This window comes from Bradyrhizobium sp. 154 (assembly GCF_023073875.1).
In the GTDB taxonomy this organism is placed as follows: Bacteria; Pseudomonadota; Alphaproteobacteria; order Rhizobiales; family Xanthobacteraceae; genus Bradyrhizobium.
This window is the reverse complement of record NZ_JADPKG010000113.1, coordinates 139329-158494: the sequence shown is the minus strand read 5'-3', so window position 1 is coordinate 158494 and position 19166 is coordinate 139329. Positions and strand designations below refer to the sequence as shown.

Sequence of the window (19166 nt, the reverse complement as noted above, 5' to 3'; positions counted from 1 at the left end):
CGTAGCCTTGGCGGAGCCGGGGCCGGGCGATCCAGTACTCCGAGACGGGTGTGATTCAACCGATAGGCCGCAGCGTACTGGAATCCCCGCCTGCGCGGGGAATGACGAGGCCCTCATCCCTTCTTCTTCGGCACCCATTGCTCGGTCGGCCCACCGGCATCGCGCCAGGCGGCGTAGCCGCCGGCGATGTGGGCGACGGGCTTGAGGCCCATGTCCTGCGCCGTCTTGGCGGCGAGCGCGGAGCGCAAGCCGCCGGCGCAATGGAAGACGAACTTCTTGTCCTCCTGGAAGATCGGTTTTGCGTACGGGCTCTGCGGATCGATCCAGAACTCGAGCATGCCGCGGGTGCAGGCGAACGCGCCGGGAATGCGGCCGTCGCGCTCGATCTCGCGGGGATCGCGGATGTCGACGATGACGACATCGCCGTTCTTGGAGATCTCGATGGCGTCCTTGGCGGAGAGCGTTTCGATCTCGGCATTGGCCTCGTCGATCAGCGCCTTGATGCCGCGGGTGATGGTCTGGGGCATGTTTGTTCCCTTCTTCTCTTCCGTCATTCCGGGGCGATGCGCAGCATCGAACCCGGAATCTCGATCGTCACACGCCATCTCGAGATTCCGGATCGGCCGCGCTGCGGCCGTCCGGAATGACGGTGGATCGCATCAGTGCGTCAATTCCTTCATCGCACCTTCCAGCCCCTCGATCGTGATCGGATACATGCGATTGGCAAAGATGCGTTTGATGATGGTGGTCGATTCTGAATAGTCCCAATGCTTCTGCTGCACCGGGTTGAGCCACACCGCATGCGGATAGGTGCGGATGATGCGGTCGAGCCAGACCGAGCCGGGCTCCTCGTTGACGTGCTCGACCGAGCCGCCCGGCACCATGATCTCGTAAGGCGACATCGAGGCGTCGCCGACGAACACGACCTTGTAGTCGTGAGGATATTTGTGCAGCACGTCCCAGGTCGGGGTGCGGTCGGTGAAGCGGCGCTTGTTCTGCTTCCACACGCCTTCGTAGAGGCAGTTGTGGAAATAGAAATATTCCATGTGCTTGAACTCGCTCTTCGCCGCCGAGAACAGCTCCTCGACCTGCTCGATATGCGCATCCATCGAGCCGCCGATGTCGAAGAACACTAAAAGCTTCACCGCATTGCGCCGCTCGGGCCGCATGTGGACGTCGAGATAGCCGTGATTGGCGGTCTCGCGGATCGTGGTGTCGAGATCGAGCTCGTCCGGCGCGCCGGTACGCGCGAATTTGCGCAGGCGGCGCAGCGCCACCTTGATATTGCGAATGCCGAGCTCGACATTGCCGTCGAGATCCTTGAACTCGCGCCTGTCCCACACCTTCACGGCACGGTTGTTGCGGTTCTTCTCCTGGCCGATGCGCACGCCTTCGGGATTGTAGCCGTGGGCGCCGAACGGCGAAGTGCCTGCGGTGCCGATCCACTTGCTGCCGCCCTGGTGCCGTCCCTTCTGCTCCTCGAGGCGCTTCTTCAGCGTCTCCATGAGCTTGTCCCAGCCCATGGCCTCGATCTGCTTCTTCTCTTCCTCGGTGAGATACTTCTCGGCGAGCTTCTTCAGCCACTCCTCGGGGATCTCCGCCTTCTCCATGGCGTCGAGCAGGTTTTCCAGCCCCTTGAACACGGTGCCGAAGACGCGGTCGAACTTGTCGAGATTGCGCTCGTCCTTCACCAGCGAGGCGCGCGACAGATAGTAGAAGTTCTCGACCGTGTAGTCCGCGAGGTCAGCGTCGAGCGCCTCGATCAACGTGAGGTATTCGCGCAGCGTCACAGGGACCTGCGCGTCGCGCAGAGAGGTGAAGAATTGCAGGAACATGGGTGACAGATTGCCCGTCGGGTGCCGAACGTCAAGAGGGCGAAGAACGCCGCGGGGCGCTGGACCGGGTGGCTTTTTGCTCTAGAATTGGCGGCCATAGGGGGACGTTTGCAATGGGAATTGTCGCCGCGCTCATCATCGGCGCGATCGCAGGCTGGCTGGCGGGCAAGATTGTCCACGGGGCGGGATTTGGGTTGATCGGCAACATGGTCGTGGGCATCATCGGCGCGCTGGTCGCGAGCTGGGTGCTGCCGCAGCTGCATATTGCGCTCGCCACCGGCACGGTCGGCGCTATCGTGGACGCGACGATCGGGGCGGTGATTGTGCTCGTCATCCTTTCGCTGATAAAACGGGTCTGAAAGCCTGACCGAACCAGGAACGGCCGCTATGTGCGGCCGTTCGTTTGTCGCGGCCGGGGCCGACGCCCCTCGCTGACAGCTACCTAAGGACACGCAATGAAATTTACCGGCACCAAGGACTATGTTGCGACCGACGACCTCAAGGTCGCCGTCAATGCCTCGATCGTGCTGGAGCGCCCGCTGCTCATCAAGGGCGAGCCCGGCACGGGCAAGACGGTGCTGGCGGAGGAAGTGGCGAAGGCGCTGAACGCGCCGCTGCTGACCTGGCACATCAAGTCCACCACCAAGGCGCAGCAGGGCCTCTACGAATACGACGCGGTGTCGCGCCTGCGCGACAGCCAGCTCGGCGATACCAGGGTGTCCGACATCAGGAACTACATCAAGCGCGGCAAGCTGTGGGAGGCCTTCACGAGCGAGCAGCGCCCGGTGCTGCTGATCGACGAGATCGACAAGGCCGATATCGAATTCCCCAACGACCTGCTGCTCGAGCTCGACCGCATGGAATTCCATGTCTACGAGACCGGCGAGACCATCAAGGCCAAGCAGCGCCCGATCATGATGATCACCTCCAACAACGAGAAGGAGCTGCCCGACGCCTTCCTGCGCCGCTGCTTCTTCCACTACATCAAATTCCCCGACGCCGACACGATGGGCCGCATCGTCGACGTCCACTTCCCCGGCATCAAGAAACGCCTGGTCGAAGAGGCGCTGCGCATCTTCTTCGAGGTGCGCGAGGTGCCCGGCTTGAAGAAGAAGCCATCGACGTCCGAACTGCTCGACTGGCTCAAGCTCTTGCTCAACGAGGACATGAGCGCCGAGCAGCTGCGCGAGCGCGACCCGCGCAAACTGATCCCGCCGCTGCACGGCGCGCTGCTCAAGAACGAGCAGGACGTGCACCTGTTCGAGCGGCTGGCGTTCCTGAGCCGGCGGGAAGTGTAGAGGTCTCGTGTCCCGGACGCGCCGCAACGCGCAATCGTTGCTGCGCAGAGCCGGGACCCAGAAGGCGATCCGGATTGCTCGGAGACATGGGCACCGGCTCTGCAGCGCATCGCTGAAGAAGCGCTAGCTTCGTCCGGGGCACGAGAGTACGGCATGACGCACCACTGCCTCCCCATCGTCATTGCGAGCGCAGCGAAGCAATCCAGAATCTTTCCGTTGAGGCAGTCTGGATTGCTTCGCTGCGCTCGCAATGACGGAGCAAGGGGCATCGGCGTCGTTCTCCAATTCGCATTTGCGTTGCAGACACACGTCCGCATCCTCGCGGCGCATTTCGCCCGAGCTTTGCTTCGTCGCTCCACCCTCAAAACGGCCGAGGGCGCAGGGAAGGCCGGGTGCTGACCTGGCACCCACGGTCCGCCGTGCGAAGGCACGCGCAGAAAAACTGCACAGCGGCATACAGGTGAAGCCCAACACACGGCCTTCCCTGCGCAGTGGTTGGACGGCTTATGCCGTGCTCTCCCGGGAGCCGAATTCCTTCTGGCCTCCCTCACCCCAGCGAAAGTCGCCGACACCGCGCCGGTTGACGCGCATGCCGCATTCGCCAGGGCTTGACCGTAGCAACGACGGCCAGGACCACACGGTTTTGCCGTACGCACGACCCGTTTTTCGCCGCATTATCCTCCGGCGTTGTCGACGTTGCCGGAAGAATGCTGGCGAGACGAACCTGACAGCGCCGCTCGTCCGCACGCGGCCTCGGGCTCACGGAGAGCAATCCGCCCTGCCCTTGATCTCGCGTGCCGACGCTGCCGCGTCCACCGCAACCCGGCCCGCGTTTCGAACGACAGGCGAGACGCCCCTCATCATCGGGCCGGGCTGTCTCGATCTATGCCGCAATTCCGAATTTCGGTAAAGTGGAATATTTTCGCGGGAAGGGATTGACAGCGCCCGGGTGTTTTGCCCGACGTATCGAGTTGCAACGCACACGTGTCCCGGACGCGCTGCAGCGTGCAACGCTGCTGCGCAGAGACAGGACCCAGGAGCCGCGTTGAGATCGGTGGTGAGATGGGCCCCCGGGCTCTGCAGCGCACCGCTCCCGCACGATGCTTCGCATCGCCTAGAGAGCGCTGCGTCGGGGCTCGGGACCTTCCTACGCCACCGCCGCCTCCGGTATCCGCGCGGCTTCCATCGGCTGCTTGCCGCGGATCAGGTCCGAGGCGCGGTCGGCGATCATCATGGTGGAGGCGTTGAGGTTCGCCGAGATCATGCGCGGCATGACCGAGGCATCGATGACGCGCAGGCCTTCGAGGCCGTGGACGCGGAGCTGGTCATCGACGACCGCCCAGGTGGAATCCGCCGGACCCATGCGGCAAGTGCAGCCGGGGTGGAAGGTGGTGGTGCCGCGCTGGGTGGCGGCGTGCAAAAATTCCTCATCGGTGTTGACGTTGGGGCCGGGGAAATCTTCGTAGGCGTAATAAGGCGACAGCGGTGCGGACTTGAGAAGTCTGCGTGCGAGCTTCATGCCGGCGACGATGACGCGGCGGTCGAGCTCGGCGTCAAGATAATTGGTCTGGATGATCGGCGGCGCGAACGGATCGCTGGAGCGGATGCGCACATAGCCGCGGCTTTCCGGGCGCTGCTGCCAGGAGGCGACCGTCATGCCGGGCTCGTCCTCGAGCTGGCCCTGCACGCCTTCTTTGTAGGAGGCCGGCGTGAAGGTAAGCTGGAGATCGGAGCTCTCTGCGGTCTCTCCGGAATGCCAGAAGCAATAGACCATGGTCGGCGACAGCGAGAGCAGGCCGCGGCGTGCCGTCGCCCATTTCGCTGCTTCGACCCAGAGCCGCCAACCGCGGCGAAGCTCGTTGATGGTCTTGATGTCCTTGACGCGCGCGACCGTGCGCGGGGCGTAATGGTCCTGGAGGCCCTCGCCGACGGGGAGCGCGTGGCGCACTTTGATGCCGTGGGCCTGCAACAGATCGGGCGAGCCGATGCCGGAGAGCTGCAGCAGCTGCGGCGAATTATAGGCGCCGCCCGAGAGGATCACTTCCTTGTTGGCGCGCACCTCGACAGGCGTGCCGCCACGGCCGCCCTTCATGTAGCGCACGCCGACGGCGCGCTTGCCCTCGAAGATGATCTCGGTCGCGTGCGCATGGGTGTGCACATGCACGTTGGGGCGCTTCATCGCGGGCTTGAGGAATGCGGTGGCGCCGGAGACGCGCAGGCCGTTGTTGATGGTGCGCTGGCAGTAGGAGACGCCTTCCTGAGTCTTGCCGTTGTAATCGGGGTTGCGGGGGATACCGAGCGAGACCGCGCCTTCCATGAAGGCCTCGCAGAGCGGATCGCGCCAGTTCATGGTCGTGACGATGAGGTTGCCGTCGCGGCCGCGATAGGTGTCCTCGCCCTCGCCGATCCGCTTCTCCAGCCGCCGGAAATAAGGCAGCACGTCGGCATAGCCCCAGCCGCGATTGCCCATCTGCGCCCAGGTGTCGAAATCCATGCGCTGGCCGCGATTGTAGATGTGGCCGTTGATCGAGGACGAGCCGCCGAGCGTCTTGCCGCGCGGCGCGTAGATGCTGCGCCCGCCGGTCCAAGGCCCCGGCTCCTGCTGGTAGGCCCAGTTGATGCTCTTCATGTGGAAGGTCTTGATGAAGCCCGCCGGCAAATGGATGTAGGGATGCCAGTCGGACGGACCTGCCTCCAGCACGCAGACGCTTGTGTTGGGATCCTCGCTCAACCGGCTGGTGAGCACGCAACCGGCGGAACCCGCGCCGACGATTACATAATCAAATCTGTCCATGGTGCCTCAGCCGCCTAGGGTGTCGTGAAGTTGAGTGACGTGCAGCGGCGCTCGCGATCACCTCTCCCCGGAGGGGAGAGTTGATCGAGCGCACCGCAAATCCAGTGTACATCATAACTGGCGCGGCTTGTCGTTGAGTTGAAATTCGAGATGCGCCTGTACGGTCGGCCATTCGGCCGCGGTGATGCTGTAGACCACGGTGTCGCGCAAGCTGCCGTTCGGCGCGACCTGATGGCTGCGCAGGATGCCGTCCTGCTTGGCCCCCAGGCGCTCGATGGCGCGGCGGCTCTGGTGGTTGAAGAAATGCGTGCGGAACTCGACGGCGATGCAGTTCAGGGTTTCGAAGGCGTGCCGCAGCAGCAGGAGCTTGCATTGCGTGTTGAGCGGGCCGCGCTGCGCGCTCTTGCCATACCAGGTCGAGCCGATCTCGACGCGCCGGTTGGCGGCGTCGATGTTCATGTAGGTCGTCATCCCGACGATCCTGCCGGCGGCGTCGAACACCGTGAACGGCAGCATCGAGCCCGCGGCCTGTAGCCCCAAGCGGCGGTCGATCTCCTTGCCCATGTTCTCCGGCAGCGGGATCGCGGTGTACCAGAGCTTCGACAGCTCGCCGTCCTTGACGGCCTCGGCCAGCCCCTCGAGATGCTGGTGCGACAGCGGCTCGAGACGGGCGTGCTGTCCACGCAGGGTGATGGGGTCGGGCCAGGGCATGGAAGTCTCTCCTTACGTCATTGCCAGCGAAGCGAAGCAATCCGGACTGCCAACCCCTCATCCTGAGGAGCGCGGAACGCGCGTCTCGAAGGATGAAGGCGCGGCTGGTGGCCTCGCCCTTCGAGACGCGCGCTAAGGGCGCGCTCCTCAGGGTGAGGGTCAGGCAGGTGCTTTGCCTCGCTCTCGATGACGGTAACTAGCACCGTTCATTTGTTTAGGAAATTGAGCGGCAAACCGCCGCGCGGCCAGTCCATGCCGATCAGTTCGCCCTTGCCCGATAGGGTGATGTAGGCGGTCTTCAGCTCGGGGCCGCCGAAGGCGATGTTGGTGGTGACGCGGTCGCCGGTCGGCACCTGCTCGACCAGGGTGCCGTCGGGCGCGATCACCGAGATGCAGCCGGAGACGAGGGTGGCGACGCAGATATTGCCATTGGCTTCCACCGCGAGCGAGTCGAACATCTGGTAGCCGCCGAGGCCGCAGATCGGCTTGCCCCGTTCGCCGCGATAGATCACCTCGCGCGGCTTGAGCGTGCCCGGCGCCGAGAGCTCATAGGCCCAGAGCCGGCCCGTCGGGGTCTCCGCGATGTAGACGGTGTTCTCGTCCGGCGACAGCCCGATGCCGTTCGCCGGCAACACGCCGTGCACGACTTCCACGATCTCCTTCATGCCGGGCTTGAGGTAATACATGCCGCCGACATCCATTTCGCGCGCGCGGCGCTTGCCGAGGTCGGAGAACCACAGGCCGCCCTGCTTGTCGAACACCAGATCATTGGGCCCGCGCAGATCGTGCTCGCCGCATTTGGTCACGACGGTCTCGACCTTGCCGGATTGCAGATCGACGCGCTGGATCGAGCCGCCGAGATAGTCGTCGGGCTGCGGGCCCGGCATGATCATGTTGCGGGTTGGGATCCAGGAGAAGCCGCCATTGTTGCAGATGTAGATCTTGCCGTCGGGACCCAGCGCAGCACCATTCGGGCCGCCCGGCACCTTCGCGACGATCTCCTTGCGGCCATCGGCATGAACGCGGGTCAGGCGCTGGCCGCGGATCTCCACCAGGACGACCGAACCATCCGGCATCACGACCGGCCCTTCTGGAAATTCGAGGTCGGTGGCGAGAACGCGGACGTTGGACATGTTGGGACCCTCCCGGCTGCTTGTTATGACTTGCACGGGATGTCCGGCACGGGCCCCACACGCAAGATTTGCCGGCGGTTATGACAAAGTCACCGGCGCTTGCCAAGCAAGCCGGATGGTATGCCAGCGTTGCGGAAGCCCCCTATTCCCTGACCGGGACCCAGATCTCGAAGCCGCCATTGCCGGTTGCTGGATCGAACTTTTCGTCATAGCGCTCGAAGCTCGGTGCGTCCGCGGCTTTAAGACCGGAGGCCGGCAGCCATTGATTCCAGATCGTGTTGACCGTACGCCGGATCGAGGCGACGTGATCGGTGTGGGTGAAGACCGCGTAGCGCTGCTCGGGGATGCGGATGCGGCTGAAGCGACGCGGCAGGTCCGAGAAATCGGCGACCTCGACGCCGGCGATGTAGTCGAAATTGCCGGCATCATCGCCATTGCAGCAAACGCCGTAGGCGACGTTACCGACGCGCGCGGGAATGTCGGCGACTTCCTGGTGAAAGCGGTGCCATAGACCGGGAATGATGGCGCCATTGTCGCAGGAGATGCGCTCGGCGGGACCGGCGACGAGGAAGGCCTTTGCAGTCTCGAAACGCGGCGGGGCAAGATGGTCGAGCATGGTGGAGTCCATGAGGATCGGCTCCTGAAGCGTGAGGTGGCTGACGCATGTCGCGGCCCTCACCGCTTCGGGCGTGGTGCCGAACTGGTCGCGGAACGCGCGGGTGAATGCTTCGTGCGAGCCGTAATCCGCCTCCAGCGCCAGTGACAGGATGTCCGGCGCACCGTTGGCAAGACTGCGCGCAGCTTCCGTCAGCCGTCGCGCGCGCACGTAACGCATCACCGGAAGCCCGGTGGCTGCCGCAAACGCACGCACGACGTGGAACCGCGACACGCCGGATATCTGCGCGATCTCGTCGAGCGTCATCGGCTCGGCCAGATGGCTCTCGACATACCAGAGCGCGCGCTGGGCTGGGTTCATGGCGATTCAGGCCCTCGTTCGAAACGCGGCGATGGTGCGCCGGTCACGCCCGCTTCGCTTGATCGGCGTTGCTGTCCTCGCATGAGGATAGTTCGGGAATGGCCACTGGCAACGCCCTCGCGTTCGTGGCTACACTGCCTGAAACCGCTCACCAGAAAGCACGGAGGAACCGCGTCATGGAAGTTACCGATGTGCGGGCGCACCATATCCGCATCCCCTATGACGCCGGTGTCGCGAGCTTCCGCCAGGGCGCTTCCGCAATCACAGCCCTCGACATGGTGCTGGTCGAGGTCACGACCGATGCCGGGCTGACCGGCTGGGGCGATGCCTTCGCCTATGTCTGCCCTCGTACCACGCGCAGCGCCGTCGAGGAGATGATTGCACCCCAAGCGCGCGGGCTGAAGGTGCCTGATGCGGCCGGCATCCCTGGGGTCATGGAGCAGATCCAGCGCAATCTGCATCTGTTCGGCCGCTACGGCATCACCATGTTCGCGATCTCCGGGCTCGATATCGCGCTGTGGGACCTTGCCGCCAAGATGGAGGGCGTGCCGGTCCACCGCCTGTTCGGCGAGACCAGGCGCACGGCCATCCCGGCCTATGCCAGCCTCTTGCGGATCGGCTCGCCCGAGGCCATCGCTAACGAATGCAGGAAGGCGCTGGCGCTCGGCTATGGCGCCATCAAGCTGCACGAGACCACGCTACCTGCCGTGTTCGCCGCACGCGAGGCGATCGGGCCCACCATTCCGCTGATGGTCGACATGAACTGCCCGCTGACGAGCGAGCAGGCGATTGCGTTCGCGAAGACATGTGCAGACGCAAGACCCATGTTCCTGGAGGAGCCGGTATGGCCGCCGGAGGATTTTGCTGCGCTCGCCGACGTTCGCAGCAAGGGCGGGCTGAATATCGCCGCCGGCGAGAATGCCTGCACGGAATATCAATTCCGCCAGATGATGAATGCGGGCGCGGTGAGCCACGCCCAGCCCTCGGTGATCAAGGTCGGCGGCATCACGGAATTTGTGAAGGTGGCGGCGCTGGCCGATCAGCTCGGCGTCAAGATCGTCCCGCACTCGCCCTATTTCGGTCCGGGGCTGCTCGCGACGCTGCATCTGCTGGCGACGCGCGAGGATGGGCTCGTCGAGATGTTCTATCTGAAACGCGAGGCCTGCCTCTGGGGCGGCCGCGCCGATGTCGATGCGACGGGCCATGTCGCAGTGCCGAGCGGCCCTGGACTTGGCTACGAGCCAGATCGCGGCGTGATGGAGCGTTATCGCGTCGCCTGATCGCCGCCCCTATTTCCGCGTCCTTCGCCGCCGGCGCATCCTGCTTCTTCTTCAGATCGTCGGCGGTCTTGGCTTGCGCAGCCTGGAGATCGGCGAGCGTCTTCTGCAAGCCGGCGAGGCTCGTCTTCAACGCGTCGATCTGGCGATTGGCCGCATCCAGCCTCTGCTGATGATCGAGGCTGAGCTTGGTGATGGTCTTCTGGAGGAAATCGACATTGCTCTGGAGGCAGCTCGTGCGCCGTTCCATGGTCTTCTCGACCGTGCAGATCTCGATGCCGGGCACGTCCTGCGCGTGCAGCGGCAGCGGCGCCAGCGTGGCGAGCAGCAACATTGCGAAACAAACGCCGGCGCTTCGGAGCAGCATGAAGGTTCCTCGTCAATTCGATCACGGCAATGTGCGCCGTTTGCGCGCAGTCGCGGGAGGCTACCACACTCGTACCGCATTCTCGCGTTGAGCTTGCGCCCGTTTCCTCGGACGGGGAACGATGATCGGCACGCGGAAAGAAGTGGGCGTTCTTTCCGCGGCTTTGTTTAGGGGAGATTTTTGGAATGGCAACGCGCGATAGACGTCTGGCGGAATTCGACGGCGCCGGAGAACCACCAGCTGGCCTGCCACTCGAGGTGCTGTGCGAGGACCACAGCGGAACGTATCAGCTGCCGTTCGCCTGCCGCTATGTGGAGGGACGCTGGCAGAATCACGAGGCCGGCATCGCGGTTGAAGCAACCGTCATCGGCTGGCGCCTGCCCCGCATGAAGCAGCGCGGGGCGGCCTGACGGCGATTCGTGTTTCAAAATGCGACGGGGCCGCGCTTCGCCTTAACCTTCGGAACGCGGCCCGAACGAATCACGTCCGAATCGGCCGTAGGGGCCCGTACGCACCTGTTCACGGCTAGATGTCGCGAGCCGCCTGGTTCGCGCGCACAAGATCTGCGCAGGGCAGGATTGGGTTTGGGCCGGGTATTGGCGGCAGAAGTTAACCGCGTCAGGGACATGGTGGGGGCAAGCCGCGTGCCTGCCGGGCGACGGTCCCCAGCCGCCGAAACAGGCAAGACAGCGCGAGACCTGCCTAATATTCGACCTCGAGCTCCTCGATCTCGGCCGGCTCTTCCCGCGCCGCCGCGATCCATTCCTGCATCTCCGGCATGGCCATGATGGTGTCGGCATAGGCCTTCAGCGGCGCCGCGAGCTTGACGTCATACGTCATGAAGCGCGTCACCACAGGGGCGTACATCGCATCGGCCATGGTGCGCCGCTCGCCGAACAGGAAGGGGCCGCCCGATGTCTCCAGGCAGTCGCGCCAGATGAAGCAGACGCGGTCGACGTCGGCCTGTGCGCGCGACCAGATCTTGAAGCCGGGAAAGTGTCCTTTCAAATTGACCGGCAGCGAGGCACGCAGCGTGGCGAACCCGGAATGGATTTCGCCTGAGATCGAGCGGCAATGCGCGCGCTGGATGCGGTCGGCCGGCAACAGCCCGGCGTCCGGCATCACCTCGTTGAGGTATTCGGCGATCGCCAGCGTATCCCAGACCACGGCGCCCTCGTGCCGCAGGCACGGCACCAGGATCGACGACGACAGCAGCAGGATTTCAGCGCGCGCGGACGGATCGTCCGGCGCGGTGACGATTTCCTCGAAATCGAGCCCGGAAAATTTCGCCAGCAGCCAGCCACGCAGCGACCAGGACGAGTAGTTCTTGCTGCTGATGGTCAGTGTCGCCTTCGCCATTGGCCTTCCCTACGCCTGATCTCGACACCCGCCCGGCCGGCGGGCGTGCCCATGAGCTGTGCTTCCTTCAAAATGAGAGCAAGCGATGTGCCAGTTTTGCGGGCGGTTCAGCTCCCGCTTGGCTTCGATATTGCATAATGGCAGGGGTCAGGTGGGCGTTTCAGTATGATGTCGATGTATTATCAGGCCTTCCAGAACCATATGGACCTGACCGCGCCATGGCGGGCGGGGGCCTCGTCCGCGCTCAAATTCCTCAACCTGGTGCCGCAGGGCGTGTCGGATCAGCTGGTCGGCCGGCTCTCGGCGGCGCTCGAGCTGATCTCGCGCTCCACCCTCACCTATGATCGGCCGGCCTACGGCATCGACAGCGTGATGGTTGGCAATCGGGAAATTCCCGTCACCGAGGAGATCGCCTGCGCGACGCCGTTCGGCTCGCTGCTGCACTTTCGCAAGGACGGCGTGAGCGAGCAGCCGCGCATGCTGCTGGTGGCGCCGATGTCGGGCCACTTCGCGACATTGCTGCGCGGCACCGTGCAGACGCTGCTCCAGGACCACGACGTCTACATCACAGACTGGCACAATCCGCGCAACATTCCGCGCAGCAAGGGCCGCTTCGGGCTCGACGACTATACCGAGCATCTCATCGAATTCCTCGGCCAGCTCGGCCCGCGCCCCCACATGGTGGCGATCTGCCAGCCATCGGTCTCGGCGCTCGCAGCCGCCGCGATCATGTGCGAGGACAACCACCCCTCGCGGCCGGCGACGCTGACGCTGATGGCCGGACCGATCGACACCCGCATCCAGCCGACTAGGGTCAACGAATTCGCCAAGAGCAAGCCGATCGAGTGGTTCGAGCGCAACCTGATCAATTACGTGCCGGTGCAGTGCCGCGGCGCCTTGCGCAAAGTCTATCCGGGATTCGTACAGCTCACCGCCTTCGTCGCGATGAATCTGGAGCGCCATATCAAGCAACATCTGGACCTCGCCAACCACATCGCCAAGGGCGAGAAGCAGAAGGCCGCCAGCATCAAGACCTTCTATGATGAATACTTCGCCGTGATGGACCTTCCTGCGGAATTCTACATCGAGACCGTGCGCGACGTGTTCCAAGAGCACCTCTTGCCGCAGGGCCGACTGATGCATCGGGGACGCCCGGTGAACACCAAGGCCATCAGCCGCATGGGGCTGATGACGGTCGAGGGCGAGAAGGACGACATCTGCTCGATCGGCCAGACGCTCGCCGCGCAGGACCTCTGCACCGGCGTACGCGCCTATCGCCGCGTCCATCACATGCAGGCCGGCGTCGGCCATTACGGCGTGTTCTCGGGCAAGCGCTGGAACAACGAGATCTATCCGCTGCTGCGGGATTTCGTGCACGTGAATTCGTGAAGGCTCAGACGGACCATTCCTCGCCCCAGACCTGAACGAAATGGCCGGGCGACACTTCGCGATATCGCCGGCGAGGCGGCTGGTAATCCGGCGCGCGCATCGGGCTTCTGATCTCGTCGTTGGAGACGTCGCGGCGCGTACCGCGGCGCGATGGATCGGGCACCGGCACGGCAGCCATCAGCTTCTTGGTGTAGGGATGTTGCGGATTGCCGAACAATGCCGCGCGCGGGCCGATCTCGACGATCTCGCCGAGATACATCACCGCGAGGCGGTGGCTCATGCGCTCGACCACGGCGATGTCGTGGGAGATGAAAAGATAGGCAAGGCCCATGTTGGCCTGGAGATCGAGCATCAGGTTCACGACTTGGGCCTTGACCGAGACGTCAAGCGCGGAGACCGCCTCGTCCGCGACGATCAGCTTCGGCCCGAGCGCAAGCGCACGCGCAATGCAGATGCGCTGGCGCTGGCCACCGGAGAATTCGTGCGGAAAGCGCGCGGCCATATCGGCAGTCAGGCCGACGCGGACGAGAAGGTCTGCGACCTTGTCGCGCGCCTGCGACGTCGACGCGAGCCCGTTGGCGAGCAACGGAGCCGCGATCGCCGTCCCCACCGACATGCGCGGATTGAGGCTCGCGAATGGATCCTGAAAGACGATCTGCATCTGCTTGCGGAAATCGCGCAAAGCTCGGCCGTTCATGGCGAGCACGTCCTGGCCGTCGATCAGGACGGTGCCGCTGTCCGGTTCGAGCAACCTGAGAATCGAGCGGCCCGTGGTCGACTTGCCGCAACCGGATTCGCCGACCAGCGCAAGCGTCTCGCCGGCGCGCAAGGTGAAGGAGACGTTCTCGACCGCGTGGACGCGCCCGGAGATCTTGCCGAACAGGCCCGAGCGGATCGGAAAGCGCGTGGTGAGGTTTGCAACTTCGAGCAGCGGACGCTCGGCGGTCGAGACCGTGTCGGGCGTTTCCACCGGCTCGTCCGAGGTGCCCGTGAGCTTGTCGACGATGGGAAAACGCATCGGCCGCGCGCGCCCATCCATCGAGCCGAGGCGCGGCACGGCGGCGAGCAGTGCGCTTGTATAGGGATGCGACGGTGCGGCGAAGATGCGCGACGTCGCGTCGGTTTCGACCGCCTGCCCGCCATACATCACTACGGTCCGATCAGCGATCTCGGCGACCACGCCCATGTCGTGGGTGATGAAGAGGATCGACATTCCCTCCTCCTGCTGGAGCTCCTTCAAGAGCTCCAGGATCTGGGCCTGGATGGTAACGTCGAGCGCAGTGGTCGGCTCGTCCGCGATCAGGAGCTTCGGCTTGCAGGCCAGCGCCATCGCGATCATCACGCGCTGGCGCATGCCGCCGGAGAAGCGATGCGGATGCTCGTGGAAGCGCGATGTCGCCGCGGGAATGCGGACGCGATCGAGCAGGCGGATGGTCTCGGCCTCCGCCGCCGCGCGCGACAGGCCGCGATGCTGAATCAGCGCCTCGGCGATCTGGAAGCCGATGGTGAGCACCGGATTGAGGCTCGTCATCGGCTCCTGGAAGATCATGGCAATGTCATTGCCGCGGATGCCCTTCATGCCCGTTTCGGGCAGCGCGAGGAGATCGCGGCCAGCGAGCGTCACGCATCCCTCGATGCGGCCACTCTCCTTCGGAATGAGCCGCATGATGGAGAGCGCGGTGACGCTCTTGCCCGAACCGGACTCCCCGACGATCGCGACGGTTTCGCGCGGCGCGACGTCGAATGAGACATTGCGGACGACCGGGATCCATCGTCGTTCGCGCATGAAGGAGGTGGTGAGGCCGGCGACCGACAGCACCGGCGCCTGCGCCTCGGCAACGCTACGATCGATTCCGCTTGCGCCCTTGCTCATGCAGTTGCCCTAATAGCCACGCGTGCGATCGACGAGGCCCGGCAATTCCTCGCCGCGGCGGTGACATGCGATGACGTCGAGCACGAAATCGACCGCCGTATCCGGCATGGTCATGCTGGCATTGTGCGGCGTCAGCAGGATGCGCGGGTGGCTCCAGAACGGATGGCCAGCGGGCAGCGGCTCGGGCTCTGTGACATCGAGAACGGCGCCCGATAGCAAGCCGGTATCGAGCGCCGCGAGGAAATCGGCTTCGACGAGCTGCGGACCACGCCCGACACTGACGAGCCCTGCGCCGCGCGGCAGGCGCGCGAACAGATCGGCATTGAGGATGCCCCGGGTCTCTTCGGTCAATGGCAGCAGGCAAATGAGGATGTCGGTCTGCGACAGGAATCTTGGCAAGGTGTCAACACCGACGTAGCAGGTCACGCCCGGGATCTCGCGCGGCGAGCGGTTCCAGCCGAACAGCGGAAAGCCGAATGCCCTGAGCCGTTCGAGCACGGCGTGGCCGAGCTGGCCGAGCCCCATCACGCCGACACCCCGCCGCTTCGCCGGCGTGATCCGGATCTCGCGCCAGACCTGCTCCCTCTGCTGGGCGATGAAGTGCAGGAGATCGCGATGCAGGCCGAGCACCGCCATTGTGACATATTCCACCATGGTCTCGGCAATGCCGGGCTCCAGCATCCGGATGAGCGGAAGGTGCGGCGGAAGCTTCGTGGCGTCGAACTGATCGACACCCGCGCCAACCGAGAAGACCAGCTCGAGATGGGGGAACGTCGTGGCGATATCCTCCGGCGGCACCCACGCCACCAGATAACGAATATCGGCGGGATTGCCGATGTCGGGCCAGAGCCGGAACGGCAGATCGGGCGCGCGCTCGGCAAAGAAGCGCGCCCACTCGGCGCCGCGAACCATGTTGGCCTTGTAGAGAACCGTCATGCCGCCTCAGAACGGGCTGACCGGCGCGAGCCGCCGGCCGTCGATCATGCGCTTGTGGCTGTAAGCCACCGGGTCGACCAGCGGCGTCGAGCCGGTCACGATGTCGGCGGCGAGCTTGCCGGCCGCGGGACCAATGCCGAAGCCGTGACCGGAGAAGCCGGTGGCGAGGAAGAAGCCGGGCAAGGCATCGACCGGCGAGATCACCGGGATTGTGTCGGGCGTGCAGTCGATGGTGCCGCCCCAGGCCTCCGCGATCTCGATGTCCTTCAATTCCGGGTTCGATCGGATCAGCGACGCCAGCGCCGCACTGACCAGCGACATGTCGGGGGCCGGATCGCGCACGCGCTCAGTCTCGAACGGCGACGGCTTGTCAAAGCTCCAGCTGCTGCCGCGCACGAGCTGATCGAAGAACGACTTGCCGAACGACAATTTCAGTCCGTTCTTACGATGCTGATACGTCGGCCAAAAGGCGCGGGCGTACCGGAATAAGTCGGGCGACAGCTCGACCGTGCCGCGGTTGCGCAGCGCCAGCGTAAAGCCGCCGTCGAGACGGCGACGGATGCAGTAGAGGTCGGTGCCGAGCGCGCCGGAGGTGATCTCAGGTCCTGGGGTGGTCCGGCAAGCCGTGGCGTTGACGAGACCGATCGGCAGCTCGATGCCGTGACGGCGGCAGAACAGCGACGACCATGCCCCGCCCGACAGCAGCACCGATTGCGTGCGAATGGTGCCCTTCTCGGTGACGACGGCGCTGACCCGTCCTCCCTGAGTCTCCAGTCCGCGCGCGGCGCAGCCTTGATGGATGGTGACGCCGTGCTTTCGCGCGGCAGTGGCCAGCGCGGGCACGGCCATCGACGGCTCGGCGCGGCCGTCGCTCGGCGTGTGCAGGCCGCCTACCCATTTGTCGGCATTGCCGGGCATGCGTTCAGCGACCTCCGCCGGCGTCAGGATGGTGGAGTGGACCTGCTGCTCGCGCGCGATCGCCGCCCAGCGCTCCCAGCCGGCGAGCTCATCCTTGCTCTTGGTCAGGAACAGCACGCCGGTGCGGCGGAAACCGGCATCGACGCCGGCATCGTTCTGCATGTCCTCCCAAAGCCGCAGCGCCTCACGTGCGAGCGGAATCTCCTCGCGCGCGCGGCCCTGCTGGCGGCACCAGCCCCAATTGCGGCTCGACTGCTCGCCGCCGACATGGCCCTTCTCGACCAGTGCGACGGAAAGGCCCTTCTTCGCCAGGTGATACGCCGCAGATACGCCGATCACGCCGCCGCCGATGACGACAACGTCTGCCTGCGCCGGCAGGCGTTCATCGCTGTTGATACGATTGAGCGGCGGGGACATGGGGCACTCCTGGTATTCAGTTCAAACGGACCTAGGCTCGTTATGGGATGTTCATTCGCGGATCGAGCGCATCGCGCAGGCCGTCGCCAAGGAAATTGAAGCTCGTCACCGCCAGCGTGATGGCGACGCCCGGTACGATCGCGAGCCACGGTGCGCTGGTGAGATAGATCTGCGCGTTGTTGAGCATGTTGCCCCAGCTCGCAGCCGGCGGCTGGATGCCGTAGCCGAGATAGCTGACATAGGATTCGAGCAGGATCGCCTTGGCGACGTTCAGCGTGGCCGCGACCACGATCGGGGCAATTGCGTTGGGCACGAGCTCGCGGAACATGATGCGCAGGTTTGACGAGCCGAAGGCGAGCGCTGCAACGGCGAACTCCCGTTCCCGCAGCGAGCGCACCTGGGCCTCGACGACGCGGGCGACGCTCATCCACGCCGTCGCCGCGATCAGCACGGTGGTGGTGACGAGGCCGGGTTCGGTGAGCGCCGCCAGCGCCAGCAGCAGGAAGATGGTCGGGAAGCACAGCACGGCGTCGACCAGCCGCATCAAGACCGCGCCGACCACGCCGCCATAGAACCCGGCGAAGGCGCCGACGACGATGCCGACCGCCATCGCGATCACCATCGCCACGATCCCGATCGAGAGCGAGACGCGGCCGCCCATCATCAAGCGCGCAAGCACGTCGCGGCCGAGCTCGTCGGTGCCGAGGATGTGCGCGCCCGACAGCGGCGGCGCGAACCGCTTCATGATGTCAATATAGGTGTCGTCGAAAGGCAGCAGATAAGGACCGAACGCGGAGCCGAGGACGAGCACCAGAATGATGACGGCGCCGGCGAGCGCCAGCCGATGGCGGCGGAACCGCCGCCACGCGGCTTGACCGGGGGCGAGCTGAACGGTGGAGAGGGTGGCCGTCGTCATCGCCTAGCCCACCCGAATGCGCGGATCGACAACGGCATAGAGGATGTCGGCAAGCAACGAGCCGATCAGCACCATCGTCGCCGAGAACATCAAGACGCCCATCACCACGGGATAGTCGCGATAGCCGATGGAATCGAGGAAGAGGCGCCCCATGCCGGGCCAGGTGAACACGGTCTCGGCCACCAGCGCGCCACCGAGCAGCGTCGGAAACTGGAGGCCGGCGACCGTGATCATCGGCAACAGCGCGTTCCGGAGCGCGTGCACGGTGAGGATGCGCCATTCCGGCATGCCCTTGGCGCGGGCAGTGCGGATGTAATCCTGGTTGATGACCTCGAGCATGGAGGAACGCATGAAGCGGCCCCACATCGCGGTCTCGACCAGCGCCAGCACCAGTGCCGGCGCGATGAGATGATGCAGCAGGTCGAGAAAGGAGCCGTCGCCGACGGTGTGCCGATTGCCGGCCGGCAGCCAGCCGAGCCTCACCGAGAACACGTAGATGGTAACGAGGCCGAACCAGAAGGTCGGGATCGACAGCGCGATCATGGCGCCGACGGTGGCGAGGGTATCGAACAGCGAGTAGCGGCGCAGCGCACCCAGCACGCCGATCCAGCAGCCGAGCAGCACCGCGATGATCGTCGCCGTCGCCATCAGCTCGAGGGTGGCGCCGAGATGCGAGGAGATCACGGACAGCACCGCCTCGCCGTCGCGGTAGGAGCGGCCCCAATCGCCCCACAGCATGCGGCTGAACCAGTCGAGATATTGGATCGGCAGCGGGCGATCGAGACCGAGCTGCTTGCTGACGCGGTCGAGATCCTCCTGCGTCATCTGCGCAGAGGCCGCGAATTGCGAGAGCGGGCCGCCGGGCGCCAGGTGCAGAATGGCAAAGCCGATCGCCGAGACGATCACCAGCAGCATGATCGACTGTGCCAGGCGGTTGACGACGTAACGGGCCACGTCAGGCTGCCCT

At 64.9% G+C, this 19166-nt stretch carries 17 protein-coding genes and 1 pseudogene; 5 read left to right on the top strand and 13 right to left on the bottom strand.

From position 1 onward, the window contains the following. Window positions 1–113: 113 nt before the first annotated feature. Window positions 114–527: a rhodanese-like domain-containing protein gene (locus tag IVA92_RS28985; protein WP_247278396.1), complete on the bottom strand. Its 414-nt coding sequence runs from the start codon at window positions 525–527 to the stop codon at window positions 114–116. A gap of 132 nt (window positions 528–659) precedes the next feature. Beyond that, window positions 660–1835 carry a VWA domain-containing protein gene (locus IVA92_RS28980; protein ID WP_247278395.1) on the bottom strand — a complete coding sequence of 392 codons (1176 nt, stop codon included), beginning with the start codon at window positions 1833–1835 and terminating at the stop codon, window positions 660–662. Between the two features lie 113 nt (window positions 1836–1948). Here IVA92_RS28980 and IVA92_RS28975 point away from each other — a divergent pair, with 113 nt between their 5' ends. Then, complete coding sequence (locus IVA92_RS28975) at window positions 1949–2194, top strand: GlsB/YeaQ/YmgE family stress response membrane protein (RefSeq protein ID WP_247278394.1); 246 nt, start codon at window positions 1949–1951, stop codon at window positions 2192–2194. 96 nt (window positions 2195–2290) lie between these two features. Continuing rightward, complete coding sequence (locus IVA92_RS28970; protein ID WP_247278393.1) at window positions 2291–3133, top strand: MoxR family ATPase; 843 nt, start codon at window positions 2291–2293, stop codon at window positions 3131–3133. Between the two features lie 1147 nt (window positions 3134–4280). Here the strand turns inward: IVA92_RS28970 and IVA92_RS28965 are convergent. The 4 genes from IVA92_RS28965 to IVA92_RS28950 form a co-directional block, all read right to left on the bottom strand. After that, window positions 4281–5927 carry a GMC family oxidoreductase N-terminal domain-containing protein gene (locus IVA92_RS28965; RefSeq protein WP_247278392.1) on the bottom strand — a complete coding sequence of 549 codons (1647 nt, stop codon included), beginning with the start codon at window positions 5925–5927 and terminating at the stop codon, window positions 4281–4283. Between the two features lie 111 nt (window positions 5928–6038). Further along, entirely contained in the window at window positions 6039–6638 is a 600-nt protein-coding gene (locus IVA92_RS28960; RefSeq protein WP_247278391.1) for a GNAT family protein, read from the bottom strand. Between the two features lie 206 nt (window positions 6639–6844). After that, the gene (locus IVA92_RS28955; protein ID WP_247278390.1) at window positions 6845–7771 is read right to left on the bottom strand and encodes an SMP-30/gluconolactonase/LRE family protein; all 927 of its coding nucleotides are present in this window, start codon (window positions 7769–7771) and stop codon (window positions 6845–6847) included. Window positions 7772–7913: 142 nt separating this feature from the next. Beyond that, window positions 7914–8747 carry an AraC family transcriptional regulator gene (locus IVA92_RS28950; protein ID WP_247278389.1) on the bottom strand — a complete coding sequence of 278 codons (834 nt, stop codon included), beginning with the start codon at window positions 8745–8747 and terminating at the stop codon, window positions 7914–7916. A 176-nt stretch (window positions 8748–8923) separates the two neighbouring features. On the opposite strand from IVA92_RS28950, the gene IVA92_RS28945 reads away from it, so the two are divergent. Continuing rightward, the gene (locus IVA92_RS28945) at window positions 8924–10027 is read left to right on the top strand and encodes a mandelate racemase/muconate lactonizing enzyme family protein (protein WP_247278388.1); all 1104 of its coding nucleotides are present in this window, start codon (window positions 8924–8926) and stop codon (window positions 10025–10027) included. A 16-nt stretch (window positions 10028–10043) separates the two neighbouring features. Here the strand turns inward: IVA92_RS28945 and IVA92_RS28940 are convergent. Further along, window positions 10044–10391 (bottom strand): annotated as a pseudogene (locus tag IVA92_RS28940) (hypothetical protein); the annotation flags it as partial. Window positions 10392–10576: 185 nt separating this feature from the next. Between IVA92_RS28940 and IVA92_RS28935 the strand changes: the two are divergent. After that, window positions 10577–10801 (top strand): hypothetical protein, encoded by a 225-nt coding sequence (locus tag IVA92_RS28935; protein WP_247278387.1) that lies wholly within the window; start codon window positions 10577–10579, stop codon window positions 10799–10801. Window positions 10802–11093: 292 nt separating this feature from the next. Here the strand turns inward: IVA92_RS28935 and IVA92_RS28930 are convergent, their stop codons facing one another. Next, window positions 11094–11750, bottom strand: coding sequence for a glutathione S-transferase family protein (locus tag IVA92_RS28930; RefSeq protein ID WP_247278386.1), 657 nt, complete (start codon window positions 11748–11750; stop codon window positions 11094–11096). Between the two features lie 165 nt (window positions 11751–11915). On the opposite strand from IVA92_RS28930, the gene phaZ reads away from it, so the two are divergent. After that, entirely contained in the window at window positions 11916–13139 is a 1224-nt protein-coding gene (gene phaZ, locus IVA92_RS28925; RefSeq protein WP_247278385.1) for a polyhydroxyalkanoate depolymerase, read from the top strand. 4 nt (window positions 13140–13143) lie between these two features. Here the strand turns inward: phaZ and IVA92_RS28920 are convergent, their stop codons facing one another. Genes IVA92_RS28920 through IVA92_RS28900 form a run of 5 tightly spaced genes read right to left on the bottom strand, consistent with a single transcriptional unit; the run spans window position 13144 to window position 19153 of the window. Beyond that, window positions 13144–15012: an ABC transporter ATP-binding protein gene (locus IVA92_RS28920; RefSeq protein WP_247278384.1), complete on the bottom strand. Its 1869-nt coding sequence runs from the start codon at window positions 15010–15012 to the stop codon at window positions 13144–13146. A gap of 9 nt (window positions 15013–15021) precedes the next feature. Continuing rightward, window positions 15022–15948 carry a glyoxylate/hydroxypyruvate reductase A gene (locus IVA92_RS28915; protein ID WP_247278383.1) on the bottom strand — a complete coding sequence of 309 codons (927 nt, stop codon included), beginning with the start codon at window positions 15946–15948 and terminating at the stop codon, window positions 15022–15024. A gap of 6 nt (window positions 15949–15954) precedes the next feature. After that, a complete protein-coding gene (locus IVA92_RS28910) occupies window positions 15955–17283 on the bottom strand; it encodes an FAD-binding oxidoreductase (protein WP_247278382.1) in 1329 nt (442 codons plus the stop codon). 40 nt (window positions 17284–17323) lie between these two features. Then, complete coding sequence (locus IVA92_RS28905; RefSeq protein WP_247278381.1) at window positions 17324–18199, bottom strand: ABC transporter permease; 876 nt, start codon at window positions 18197–18199, stop codon at window positions 17324–17326. 3 nt (window positions 18200–18202) lie between these two features. Beyond that, on the bottom strand, window positions 18203–19153 hold the full coding sequence (locus IVA92_RS28900; protein WP_247278380.1) for an ABC transporter permease: 951 nt from the start codon (window positions 19151–19153) through the stop codon (window positions 18203–18205). Window positions 19154–19166 lie beyond the last annotated feature (13 nt).